We start from the raw sequence: 12699 nt of genomic DNA, 5'->3' as shown, positions 1-12699 counted from the left end.
CCTTTCCTGCCGGTTACCTTGAGTTATGCGGTTGACTCCGACGAACCGATCCACATAGATCCAGTGGCGAACGCCTACGCGGTTGGGTAGTGCCCACACCCTGAGATGAGGATGTGCACCGTTTTCTCACGCTGACGAAGGTCTACAAAGATCTTTGCAAATTCTCGGTTCGGACACGTAGGTTTGCAAAACATTTTTAGGGCCAAACGGAAGAATCCCGATTTCGGGCAAGGTGCCTCGGACGCAGCTTCTCGGCGGCTCGGTTCGGCCCTTGCGACAAGTGCGCAGGCGCGGACCTTCGCGACTCCAGCGGCTCCGTGATCCCAACCTGAGCCGGCGGCAGAGCCCAAAACCGGCCCAATGGCGAGCGCGGGAAATCGCTCACGCTACAATCGTGAAACCGTGGGCCAGACGGCTTGCAGTAGTCGGATACGGGGCGTGGCGCAGCTTGGTAGCGCACCTGCTTTGGGAGCAGGGGGTCGCAGGTTCAAATCCTGTCGCCCCGACAATGGCCAATCAGCCGCCGGGCAGATGACTGGCCGTGGCAGGTATTTTCAAAAGACTACGTAACTTAGAACCACTACAGGAGACATCCGTGAAAACAACCGTCGATAAGCTCAGCGACACCCGCGTCAAGCTGACCGTGAACGTTCCGTTCGATGAGCTCGGCACCGAGATCGACCAGGCGTACAAGGCGATCGCCCAGCAGGTCACGATCCCCGGTTTCCGTCGCGGCAAGGCTCCGCGCCAGCTTATCGACGCCCGATTTGGGCGCGGTCCCCTCCTCGAGCAGGTTGTCAACGACATGCTCCCCTCGCGCTACGAGCAGGCGATAGAAGAGCACGAGCTCACCCCGCTGGGTCAGCCGCAGATTGACATCACCAAGATCGAGGACAACGACGTGGTCGAGTTCACCGCCGAGGTTGACGTGCGCCCGGAGATCACGGTGCCGGACTTCTCTGCCATCTCCGTCAACGTCGAGGCGCTCAGCGTTGACGACGACGCCGTGAACGCGGAGCTCGACAACCTGCGCGCCCGCTTCGGCGAGCTGAAGGACACCACCCGCAAGCTGAAGAAGGGTGACTTCGCCGTCATCGACCTGACCGCCGAGATCGACGGCGAGACCATCGACGAGGCTTCCACCGAGGGCCTGTCCTACGAGGTTGGCTCCGACGACCTCATCGAGGGCCTCGACAAGGCAGTCAAGGGCCTGAAGGCCGGCGAGGATGCCGAGTTCACCGCAACCATCGAGTACGGCGAGCACAAGGGCGAGGAAGCAGCCGTCAAGGTCCACGTGCAGCAGACCAAGGAGCGCATCCTGCCGGAGCTTGACGACGAGTTCGCGCAGATGGCTTCCGAGTTTGACACCGTCGAGGAGTTGCGCGAGTCCACCAAGACCCAGCTCGAGGAGACGAAGAAGGCCGAGCAGGCCGCGGAGATCCGCGACGAGGTGCTCAAGGCGGCCCTGGCGCAGTCCGAGTTCGCCCTGCCGGAGTCCATTGTGGAGGAGCAGGCGCACAACCAGCTGCACCAGCTCCTGGGCCAGATGGCGCACGACGAGAACGCGCTCGCCCAGCTTCTTGAGGCCCAGGGCACGACCCGCGAGGAGTTCGACGCCAAGACCCGCGAGCAGGCCGAAGAGTCCGTCCGCACCCAGCTCTTCCTCGATGCCCTTGCAGAGCAGGAGCAACCGGAGGTCTCCCAGCAGGAGCTGACCGACCACATCCTGTTCACCGCGCAGTCCTACGGCATGGACCCGAACCAGTTCGTCGCCCAGCTGCAGCAGTCCGGCCAGATTGCCAACCTCTTCTCCGACGTGCGTCGCGGCAAGGCGCTTGCCGCCGCGATCTCGCGTACGACCGTGACCGACTCCGAGGGCAACTCTGTCGACCCGAACGAGTACTTCGGCGAGATCGAGGACGAGTCCGCTGAGGAAAGCACCGCGTCCGAGGCCAACGAGTCCACTGAGTCCTCCGAGTCCTAAGCCGCCGCACGCAACCGTGTGAGACCCTCCGCTTCCTGGCGGGGGGTTTCCTTGTCAGCGAAAGCGCTCAACAAGCACTGCGTACGCCCGTAGCGAACACCGCTTCACAAGCCGAAACCGGCTAGTAGTGTGGTGGCATTGACCGCTGAACACTTTTTACGCCTAAGGAGCCAAAATGACTTCTCCGCAACCCGGAATGAACCTCGGCGACTCCGTCTACGAGCGCCTGCTGCGCGAGCGCATTATTTTTCTCGGCCAGCAGGTCGACGACGAGATCGCCAACAAGCTTTGCGCCCAGATCCTGCTTCTGTCTGCCGAGGATCCGACCCGCGACATCTCCCTCTACATCAATTCCCCGGGCGGATCCGTCACCGCAGGCATGGCCATTTACGACACCATGAAGTACTCGCCCTGCGACATTGCGACCTACGGGATGGGCCTGGCGGCTTCCATGGGCCAGTTCCTGCTTTCGGGAGGCACCAAGGGCAAGCGCTACGCCCTGCCGCACGCGCGCATCATGATGCACCAGCCCTCGGCGGGCGTCGGCGGCACGGCCGCGGACATCGCGATCCAGGCCGAGCAGTTCGCAGCGACGAAGCGCGAGATGGCCGAGCTCATCGCCGAGCACACCGGCCAGACGTTTGAGCAGATCACCAAGGACTCCGACCGAGACCGCTGGTTCACCGCTCAGGAAGCCAAGGAATACGGCATCGTCGACCACGTTATTTCGGACGCACGCCAGGCCACCGACGGAACCGTCGGCAACTAAGCAGAACAAGGAGACTTTTACCATGAATTTCCAGATGCCCACCTCCCGCTACGTTCTGCCGCAGTTTTTGGAGGAAACCTCCTTCGGCACGAAGCAGATCGACCCTTACGGCAAGCTCTTCGAAGAGCGCATCGTGTTTCTCGGCACCCAGGTAGACGACACCTCCGCCAACGATGTGATGGCGCAGCTGCTCGTGCTCGAATCGCAGGACCCGGATCGCGACATCACCATGTACATCAACTCTCCGGGTGGATCCTTCACCGCGCTGATGGCTATCTACGACACCATGCAGTACGTGCGCCCCGACGTGCAGACTGTCTGCCTGGGTCAGGCGGCATCGGCCGCCGCCGTGATCCTCGCCGCCGGCGCCCCCGGCAAGCGCGCAGCCCTTCCCAACTCGCGCGTGCTCATCCACCAGCCCGCGACCCAGGGCACGCAAGGCCAGGTTTCGGATCTGGAAATCCAGGCCGCGGAGATCGAGCGCATGCGTCGATTGATGGAGTCGACCTTGGCTGAGCACACCGGGCGCAGTGCCGAGCAGATCCGCAAAGACACCGACCGCGACAAGATCCTCACCGCCGACGAAGCCGTGGAGTACGGCATCATCGACCAGGTCTTCGACTACCGCAAGCTCAACCGTTAGGAGTACGAGGGCCCGCTGACGTGGGGAACATGGAGAAAATATCGCTAGGAACCCTGGGCGGGTCATCCTCGCGCACCTACGCCACCCGTGAAGTAACCGCAGAACAGGTGTCGCGCCGCGTGCACGTGGCCATCGCCATGTGGGAGGAGCCGTGGAAGTCCGGCAACGACGCGGAGCGCAAGGGCTGGATCATCGCGATCGACGGTGGCAAGAACCGGCGCAGCGTCTGCGAGGACGGGGTTGCCGAGCGCGACCCCGACCCGTTGGCGATCGAGGCGCTCGAGGCCGAGCTGGCAAAACTGAACGTCTCAGCGCGCGACGTGTGGGTGGTCACGGGCAAGCGTCAGATCGCGCTGCGCTCGCTGCTGCAAAAGGCCGGCTTTGATGTCTCGGGGTCGTTTTCGCCGCAGAACAGGGCCGTCCGACGCGCGACAAGCTTGATGCAGCGCCGGCGCAAGGCGACGTCGATACGCGTGCCTGAAGGTGAGCGGCGCAGGCGTCGAAAAGCGGCTCAAGAGGCCGCGCCGGAAACTCAGTGGCTGCCAAGCTACTCGCGCACCGAGGCGCGCGACGTCGATGCGGTCACTATCTCGTGCGACGCGTCGTCGGACACGCACTCCACGGGTAGCGTCTGCTTCGTCGCGTCGACGGGCGATTACGAGGTGGAGACGAAATCCACCACCGCGAGCATCGACGACCTCGAGCTGGTGGCGCTGACCAAGGCGCTGCGCTACGCCGTGCGCGTCGGTGCGCGAAGCGCGACGATCGAGAGCGACTCCGCCGGAGCTCTAGCCGCGGCCCACGGGATGCACAAGCGGGGAACCGACGGGCGCCGCCGTGGTGGCATTCGCGGCAACGTGCGCCGCGACTACTACGAAGCGTGGCGCGAGGCGTCTGAGTCGCTGGACCTCACCCTCAAGCGGGTCCTCGGTCACTCTGGCGACCCGCTGAACAAGGCCGCGGACCAGATCGCGTACCTGGCGATGCGCGCCTCAGTGCACCCCCAGGAGGCCTCCGAAGCCGCGTTGAAGAAGGGGATCGCGTCCTCGCTGGCGGAGGCAACGGAGGGCGGGGCGCCGCGGCGACGCAAGAGACGCCGCCGGGGGCGCAGAGGGCGCGGCCAAGCGCCGAAAACCACGTAATTACCACGGCCTTAAGCGCGGCTGGGCACGGCCAACTTGACCCCTTTACTAGAGTGAAGGGACACATACCCGAGACGAAGCGAGAGCAAAACCCGAATGGCACACATGCAAGAAAGCGCTGACCTGCTCAAGTGCTCCTTCTGCGGAAAGAGTCAGAAGCAGGTGAAGAAGCTCATCGCCGGTGGCGGTGTTTACATCTGTGACGAGTGCATCGAGCTGTGCAACGAAATCATCGAGGAAGAGCTCGCCGGCTCGCAGGGGGCCAACGACGCGGACGCGGAGAAGCTGCCCAAGCCCTCCGAGATCGTGGGTTTCCTCGACCAGTACGTCATTGGCCAGGACACGGCCAAGCGCACCCTCGCGGTTGCCGTGTACAACCACTACAAGCGCATCCGCTCGCAGTCCCCGGCCTCGCTGAGCAGCCGCAAGCGTGACGACGACGTCGAGATCGCCAAGTCGAACATCTTGCTTCTCGGGCCGACGGGTTCGGGCAAGACTTACCTCGCGCATACGCTGGCGCGGATGCTCGACGTGCCGTTCGCTATCGCGGACGCCACCAGCCTGACCGAGGCCGGTTACGTGGGCGAGGACGTGGAAAACATCCTGCTCAAGCTGCTCCAAGCCGCCGATTTCGACGTCGATCGCGCCCAGCACGGCATTATCTACGTCGATGAGGTCGACAAGATCTCGCGCAAGTCCGAAAACCCGTCGATCACGCGTGATGTGTCGGGCGAGGGCGTCCAGCAAGCCCTGTTGAAGATCCTTGAGGGCACCGTCGCCTCCGTCCCGCCGCAGGGCGGCCGCAAGCACCCGAACCAAGAGTTCATCCAGATCGACACCACCAACATCTTGTTCATCGTCGCCGGCGCGTTCGCTGGGTTGGACAAGGTGATTGCCGAGCGCGTCGGCAAGCGCGGCATCGGCTTCGGCGCGGAGATCGACTCAAAGAGCGAGCGTGAAGACGCCAACCTGCTGGGCAAGGTCATGCCCGGAGACCTTGTGAAGTTCGGGCTCATCCCCGAGTTCATTGGGCGCCTTCCCATCCTCGCCAACGTCGAGGACCTCGACCGCGACGCGCTCGTTCGCGTGCTCAAGGAGCCGAAGAACTCGCTGGTCAAGCAGTACGCCCGCCTGTTTACTCTCGACGGCGCGGAGCTGGAGATCACCGACGACGCGCTCGGCGAGATCGCGGACCGGGCGGCGGAGCGCAAGACCGGCGCGCGAGGCCTGCGCGCCATCATGGAAGAGCTGCTCGTCCCGGTCATGTTCGACCTGCCCGATCGCGAGGACGTCACCCGGGTGGTCATTAACGCGGCGGTCGTGCGCGGGGAGGCGGACCCGGAGTACGTCACCGAGGCGAAGTCAGAAGGAAAAACCGCCTAGCGGCTAGTACAGCTCGGGTTCCTCGATGCCGTAGGAATCCGAGGGCGCCGTGCTCGGCTGCGCCGGGGTGGCGGCGGCCTCCAGATAGCTGGCGTAGCCCGAGTCGGGGATGTTCGAGGTCAAAAACCCGAGCACCATGTCGATGGTCATGCGGCGCAGCCCTTCGGTGTTGCGTTGGTTGGTCAGCTTTATGTGGCCGAGTGCGAGCGACGCCTTGTGGCTGCTGATCCGAAACACACAGACCGAGGAGACGAGCAGCAGCACGTCCTCGGCGGAGATGCCGGGGCGAAACGCGCCCGAATCCTGCCCGAGTAAAAGCAGGCGCTCCATGTGCAGGACAACGTCGGAGTGGCCGTTGAGCGCGGCCGTTTCGCTCTGGTCAAGCACCGGGTCGAGGTTTTCGCGCAGCATCAGTGCCACGGCATCGGTGTTGTCCTGGAAGCGGTAGAAAATCGCGTCGATGAACCTGCGCATCCCCTCCACGGGTACGGCGTGGGAGCGGTTGAGCACGTCGGCGGGCGGGGTGATGCGCTGCATCGCGTGAGTCAGAGCGCGCCGGTAGAGGGCCTTCTTATCCACGAAGTGGTAGTGGATCATGCGCTTGGACATCCCGGATTGGCGGGAGATGTCGTCAAGCTTCGTGTTCGCGAACCCCTCCTTCGCGAACATCGTCAGCGCTACGTCAACAACGCGGTCGAGGCTCTCTCGGGTTTCGCCGCCGGGCGCGCGGGAGGCGAATCCGCCGAGCTCCGCGGAGGGGTCCGAGGAGAGATCCGCGCGTGGCGTGTGGGCCAAGGGTGCTCCTTTGAAAGTGCGTTTCGGGCAAGCGATCGTTGCAATGCACCCCCTATGATGCCCGAAACCGACTGCCTATGTGCAAAAGCCCCGGCGAATACAACGCAAAAACGCCCGCGTTGCCACCTTTATGGGGGGGGGAGGAGGGCGTCGAAAAGCAGCCTATACTGGACGCGGAAGTCACCACCACGATCAGGCAGGACGCGCCATGAGCCACAACAGCACGACACAACCCGTCAACGTCGCCGTCTCGGGAGCGGGAGGCAACATCGCCTACTCGCTTCTGTGGAGAATCGCCTCCGGCGATGTCTGGGGGCCCGAGCGCGCGATCAACCTGACCCTGCTGGAGATCCCGGACGCCGTGCACGTCGCCGAGGGCGTGGCCATGGAGCTGGCCGATTCCGCGTTTCCGCTGCTGAGCTCAATCAACGTCACCGATTACGCCGAGCAGGCCTTCGACGGGGTCAACGCCGCCTTCCTGGTCGGCGCCAAGCCGCGCGGCAAGGGTGAGTCCCGCGAAGACCTGCTGGAGGCGAACGGGCGCATCTTCACGGAGCAGGGCCGCGCCCTCAACAGCGGCGCTGCCAGCGACGTTCGCGTGCTCGTCGTCGGCAACCCCGCGAACACCAACGCCTACATCGCCTCCAAGGCCGCGCCCGATATCCCCGGTGAGCACTTCAACGCGATGATGCGGCTGGACCACAACCGGGCGGCCTCGCAGCTTGCGGCCAAGCTCAATGTCCCCGTCGGCGACCTCGATGGCCTGGTGGTGTGGGGCAACCATTCCGATACGCAGTTCCCCGACATCGAGTACCTGCGCGCCGGGGGAGACAGTCTCAGCGACCGCGTCGACCGGCAGTGGTACCTCGACGAGTTCATCGGGCGCGTCGCCAAGCGTGGGGCGGAGATTATTGAGGTGCGCGGCTCGTCGTCGGCGGCCTCGGCGGCGTCGGCGGCCGTTGACCACATGCACGATTGGGTCGCTGGCACCGGCGGGAAGTGGACCACGGTGGCGCAGCCGTCGACAGGCGAGTACGGCGTCGACGAGGGCTTGGTATTCGGCTTTCCCACCGTGGGCCTCAACGGGCGCTTCAGCGTCGTCGAGGGCCTTGAGCTGAGCGAGTTCCAGCGCGAGCGCATTGAGCGCAACATCGCCGCGCTGCGCGACGAGGCCGCCGTGGCCGATAGCCTGTTTTAGGGCGTCGCAACGCACGGCTAGACTAAGGCCCGTGACTGAACGAGATGACTTGGTAGGCAAAAACCGCGCCGACGCGCTGCCCAAAGCGTGGGAGCCGCGCGAGCACGAGCAGGCTCTTTACGACGGCTGGGTAGACAAGGGCTACTTCACCGCCGACCCGGCTTCCGGCAAGCCGACCTACTCCATCGTTCTGCCGCCGCCGAACGTCACCGGCCAGCTCCACATGGGCCACGCCCTGGACCACACGCTGATGGACGCGCTCGTGCGCCGCAAGCGCATGCAGGGCTTCGAGGTCCTGTGGCTGCCGGGCATGGACCACGCCGGGATTGCCACCCAGACCAAGGTCGAGGCCCAGCTCAAGGAGGAAGAGGGCAAGGACCGCCACTCCCTAGGCCGCGAGGCGTTCGTCGACCGCGTCTGGGAGTGGAAGGAAAACTACGGCGGAACCATCGCGTCGCAGATGCGCGCGATCGGCGACAGCGTCGACTGGTCGCGCGAGCGCTTCACCCTCGACGAGGGGCTGTCGCGCGCGGTGCAGACAATTTTCAAACAGCTTTTCGACGCCGGCCTGATCTACCGCGACTACCGCCTGGTCAACTGGTCCCCAGTGCTGGAGACCGCGGTGTCCGACATCGAGGTCATCTACAAGGACGTCGAGGGCGAGTTCGTCTCCATCCGCTACGGCTCGCTTAACGACGACGAGCCGCACCTCGTCGTGTCCACCACCCGCGTCGAAACGATGCTTGGCGACGTCGCCATCGCCGTCCACCCCGACGACGAGCGCTACGCGCACCTCGTGGGCCAGACGTTTGAGCACCCGCTTCGCGACGACCTCACCCTGACCGTGATCGCGGACGACTACGTCGATATGGAGCTCGGCACCGGCGCGGTGAAAATCACCCCGGCGCACGACCCGAACGACTACGAAATGGGCCTGCGCCACGACCTGGACATGCCGATCATCATGGACACCGCCGGGCGCATCGCCGATACCGGCACCGAGTTCGACGGCATGAGCCGTGAGGAGGCTCGCGTTGCGGTGCGCGAGGCGCTGGCCGCCCAGGGCCGCATTGTCAAGGAGGTCCGCCCCTACGTCCACTCGGTGGGCCACTCCGAGCGATCCGGCGAGGCGATCGAGCCGCGCCTGTCGCTGCAGTGGTTTGTCAAGGTGGACAAGCTTGCCGCCATGGCCGGCGAGGCGGTGCGCTCCGGCGACACCGTGATCCACCCGGAGTCGATGCAGAAGCGCTACTTCGACTGGGTCGACAACATGCACGACTGGACCATCTCGCGCCAGCTGTGGTGGGGCCACCGCATCCCGATTTTCTACGGACCGAACGACGAGATCGTGTGCGTCGGCCCGGACGAGGAGCCGCCGGCGGGCTACACCCAGGACCCGGACGTGCTGGACACCTGGTTCTCCTCGGCGCTGTGGCCGTTTTCCACCATGGGCTGGCCGGAGAAGACGCCCGAGCTCGAGGCGTTCTACCCGACATCCGTGCTGGTCACTGCCTACGACATCCTGTTCTTCTGGGTCGCGCGCATGATGATGTTCGGCACGTTCGCCGCCACCCAAACCCCGGAGCTGTTCCCGGCGGGCAACGACGGGCGCCCCCAGGTTCCGTTCACCGACCTCTACCTCCACGGGCTGGTGCGCGACGAAAAGGGTCGCAAGATGTCGAAGTCGCTGGGCAACGGCATCGACCCGATGGACTGGGTGGAGCGCTTCGGCGCCGACGCCCTGCGCTTCGCCCTGGCGCGCGGCGCGAACCCCGGCATCGACCTGCCGATCGGCGAGGACAACGCACAGTCGGCCCGCAACTTCGCCACCAAGCTCTACAACGCCACCAAGTTCGCGCTACTCAACGGCGCCGCGGTGGGCCCGCTGCCGGCGCGCGCGGAGCTTACCGACGCCGACCGGTGGATCCTCGACCGCGCCGAGGAGGTGCGCGCCTCCGTCGACGCCTACCTGGATGACTACCAGTTCGCCAAGGCCAACGAGGAGCTGTATCACTTCGCGTGGGACGAGCTGTGCGACTGGTACCTGGAGATTGCCAAGACCCAGATCCCGCGCGACGCAGAGTCAGCGAGCGATGCCGAGCGAGCCCGCGGTCGCAGCACACAGATCGTGCTTGGCCGCGTGATCGACGTCGTGCTGCGCCTGCTGCATCCGACGATGCCGTTTGTCACCGAGGTGCTGTGGACCGCGCTGACCGAGCAGGAGTCGCTCTCCCTCGCGCCGTGGCCCACCGCCGAGGACACCAACGGAGGCGCGGAGAGGGACACGCAGTCTCGCCGCCGCATCCAGGACGCGGTCAAGCTGATCACCGAGCTGCGCCGCTTCCGCTCCGACCAGGGGGTCAAGCCCTCGCAGAAGGTGCCGGCCCGCCTCGACTTTGCCCGCGCCGACCTCGCCGGCCAGGAGGATTTGGTGCGCTCGATCGCGAAGGTGGAGACTCCTGAGCGTGAGTTTGAGGCGTCGGCAAGCGTTGAAGTGCGCCTAAGCCAGGCGACGCTTGACGTGGCGCTGGATACCTCGGGCACCGTCGACATCGCCGCCGAGCGCAAGCGGCTGAGCAAAGAGCTCGCTGAGGCCGAAAAGGAGCTCGAGACCACCGGCAAGAAGCTGGGCAACGAGTCTTTCTTGGCCAAGGCACCGGTCGAGGTCGTGGAGAAGATCAAGGCCCGCCGCCAGATCGCGCAGGAAGAGTTCGAACGCATCAGCGCTCGCCTCGAGTCCCTGCCGGAGGCCTAAATGGTCAACGACGCTACCGGCGACTTCGCCGATCTGGGTGACCTGCCGCAGGACTACGACATTTCGCTGGAGGACACGGGCCTGAAGCTCAACCTCGGTGGCCTAGGCGACGAACCCACCGACGAGGAGGCGAAACCCCGCCCGGTGACCGAGCACGACATCGCCGAGCTGCGACGCGTGGAGGCCGAGCTGCTCAAAAGGTGGGGTGAAACGGAGATTGACCCGACGCTCGATCGCGTCCGCCTCGTGATGGACTACCTGGGCGAGCCGCAGACGTCTTTCCGCTCCATCCACGTCGCGGGCACGAACGGCAAGACGTCGACGACGCGGATGATCGAGTCTCTGCTGCGCGCCTTCGGCCACCGGGTCGGCCGCACGACGAGCCCCCACCTGCAGCTGATCACCGAGCGCATCGGCATCGACGGCGCCCCCATCCACCCGGCGCAGTTCGTTGCCATCTACGACCAGGTCGCGCCGTACGTGGAGCTGGCGGATCAGCACAGCGGCCAGCGCCTGAGCTACTTCGAGGCGCTGATCTGCCTAGCCTACGCCGCGTTCGCCGACGCCCCCGTGGAGGTCGCCGTGGTCGAAGTCGGCATGGGCGGGCGCTGGGACGCCACCAACGTCATCGAGGCCGACGTCAACGTGATCATGCCGATCGGCCTCGACCACACCGACTACCTCGGCGAGACGCTGACCGAGATCGCGGGGGAGAAGGCCGGGATTATCACCAACCCGGACTCAGTCACGATTATCGCCGACCAGGAACCGGAGGCGATGCGCGTGGTGCTCGAGGCCGCCGTGGACACCGGCTCGACCGTCGCGCGTCTCGGCAGCGAGTTCACGGTGGCCGAAGCCACGGTCGCCGTTGGCGGCCAGAACCTCACGCTCAAGGGCCTCGGCGACGAATACACCAACATCTTCCTGCCGCTGTCCGGTCCGCACCAGGCCCGCAACGCGGCCGTCGCGCTCGCCGCCGTTGAGGCGTTCCACGGCGCGAGCTCCGAGCGCCCCCTCGACGCGGACACCGTGCGCCGCGGTTTCGCGGCAGTGGAGTCGCCGGGCCGCTTGGAGCGAGTGCGCGCCACCCCGACAACGTTCATCGACGCCACCCACAATCCGCACGGGGCCCGCGCGCTTGCCGACGCCCTTGCCAACGACTTCGATTTCACACGCCTCATCGGTGTCCTCGGCGTGCTCGGCGACAAGGACGCCACAGGCATCCTCGCCGCCCTTGAGCCCGTGTTCACCGAGGTGGTAATCACGCAAAATACCTCGCCGCGCGCGATGGACGCCTACGAGCTGGCGGAGCTGGCGCGCGAGATTTACGGCGACGAGCGGGTGCACGTGGTTACCCGCCTTGCCGACGCCTACGAGCTCGCCGTCGAACTTGCCGAGGATGCGCTCGCCGAGGTGGGCGTGCAATCTGGATCCGGTGTCGTCATTACCGGGTCCGTCGTTACGGCGGGCGAGGCCCGCTCCATGTTTGGAAAGGAACCCTAGATGAGCTCCAAGAAGCCGTCCCGGCCGCAAACGAGCCCGCTGGGCCCCGGGCGCGCGCCGGCCAAGGACCCCTTGAAGGGGCTTAACGGCGTGCTCTCCGGAACGTTGATCATGGAGTCGCTGACCGTCTTTTTGATCCTGCTGGTGGTGCTCAAGGTCGATGATGGCGCGCACTGGACCACGTTTAACTGGGTTTACATCACGGTCATCGGGCTCGCCCACGCGGTCATGGCTTTTGTGCAGCGCCTGCCCGGTGCGCTGTGGATCAACCTGGCGCTTCAGGTCCCGCTGGTCTTCGGGTTTTTCGTGCACTGGTCCGTCACGGCAGTTGGCGTGATGTTCGCCGTGGTGTGGTTCTTCGTCATCCGGTTACGCGCCGATATTATTGCCCGCATGGAGCGCGGATTCTTGGTGACACAGCACCTCGGGACGGCGGAGGATTCCTAGCGGGGTGTGTAGGGACCACCGTCGCCACCCGGCGGTGTTACTTCCGTTAGACTCGGAAGGACATGTAACGCAGTAGCCTC

General features: G+C 65.2%; 10 protein-coding genes and 1 tRNA gene. 10 read left to right on the top strand and 1 reads right to left on the bottom strand.

The window, feature by feature from the left end; translation table 11 throughout:
• Positions 1 to 432: 432 nt before the first annotated feature.
• The 6 genes from RIU96_RS11185 to clpX all read left to right on the top strand — a co-directional run bounded on the left by RIU96_RS11185 (position 433) and on the right by clpX (position 5921).
• Positions 433 to 506, top strand: a tRNA-Pro gene (locus RIU96_RS11185).
• An 89-nt stretch (positions 507 to 595) separates the two neighbouring features.
• Positions 596 to 1984: a trigger factor gene (gene tig, locus RIU96_RS11180; RefSeq protein WP_311204994.1), complete on the top strand. Its 1389-nt coding sequence runs from the start codon at positions 596 to 598 to the stop codon at positions 1982 to 1984.
• A gap of 175 nt (positions 1985 to 2159) precedes the next feature.
• Positions 2160 to 2753: an ATP-dependent Clp protease proteolytic subunit gene (locus tag RIU96_RS11175; protein ID WP_040422464.1), complete on the top strand. Its 594-nt coding sequence runs from the start codon at positions 2160 to 2162 to the stop codon at positions 2751 to 2753.
• A gap of 22 nt (positions 2754 to 2775) precedes the next feature.
• Positions 2776 to 3396 carry an ATP-dependent Clp protease proteolytic subunit gene (locus RIU96_RS11170; protein ID WP_006839759.1) on the top strand — a complete coding sequence of 207 codons (621 nt, stop codon included), beginning with the start codon at positions 2776 to 2778 and terminating at the stop codon, positions 3394 to 3396.
• Between the two features lie 29 nt (positions 3397 to 3425).
• Positions 3426 to 4538 (top strand): ribonuclease HI, encoded by a 1113-nt coding sequence (locus RIU96_RS11165; RefSeq protein ID WP_181730128.1) that lies wholly within the window; start codon positions 3426 to 3428, stop codon positions 4536 to 4538.
• A 96-nt stretch (positions 4539 to 4634) separates the two neighbouring features.
• A complete protein-coding gene (gene clpX, locus RIU96_RS11160) occupies positions 4635 to 5921 on the top strand; it encodes an ATP-dependent Clp protease ATP-binding subunit ClpX (protein ID WP_311204993.1) in 1287 nt (428 codons plus the stop codon).
• Positions 5922 to 5924: 3 nt separating this feature from the next.
• Here the strand turns inward: clpX and RIU96_RS11155 are convergent, their stop codons facing one another.
• A complete protein-coding gene (locus RIU96_RS11155) occupies positions 5925 to 6716 on the bottom strand; it encodes a TetR/AcrR family transcriptional regulator (protein WP_144741063.1) in 792 nt (263 codons plus the stop codon).
• A 208-nt stretch (positions 6717 to 6924) separates the two neighbouring features.
• On the opposite strand from RIU96_RS11155, the gene RIU96_RS11150 reads away from it, so the two are divergent.
• Genes RIU96_RS11150 through RIU96_RS11135 form a run of 4 tightly spaced genes read left to right on the top strand, consistent with a single transcriptional unit; the run spans position 6925 to position 12619 of the window.
• Positions 6925 to 7914, top strand: coding sequence for a malate dehydrogenase (locus RIU96_RS11150; protein WP_144741065.1), 990 nt, complete (start codon positions 6925 to 6927; stop codon positions 7912 to 7914).
• A 31-nt stretch (positions 7915 to 7945) separates the two neighbouring features.
• Positions 7946 to 10669, top strand: coding sequence for a valine--tRNA ligase (locus RIU96_RS11145; protein WP_311204992.1), 2724 nt, complete (start codon positions 7946 to 7948; stop codon positions 10667 to 10669).
• Positions 10670 to 12172: a bifunctional tetrahydrofolate synthase/dihydrofolate synthase gene (locus RIU96_RS11140; protein ID WP_144779265.1), complete on the top strand. Its 1503-nt coding sequence runs from the start codon at positions 10670 to 10672 to the stop codon at positions 12170 to 12172.
• Positions 12173 to 12619, top strand: a complete 447-nt coding sequence (locus RIU96_RS11135) for a DUF4233 domain-containing protein (RefSeq protein ID WP_006839766.1) — start codon at positions 12173 to 12175, stop codon at positions 12617 to 12619. It begins immediately after the preceding gene.
• Positions 12620 to 12699: the final 80 nt, after the last annotated feature.

Origin of the sequence: Corynebacterium sp. Z-1 (genome assembly GCF_031844665.1) — a bacterium.
Taxonomy (GTDB): Bacteria; Actinomycetota; Actinomycetes; order Mycobacteriales; family Mycobacteriaceae; genus Corynebacterium; species Corynebacterium sanguinis.
The sequence above is the reverse complement of the archived record's forward strand: the minus strand, read 5'-3'. Positions and strand labels throughout refer to the sequence as shown.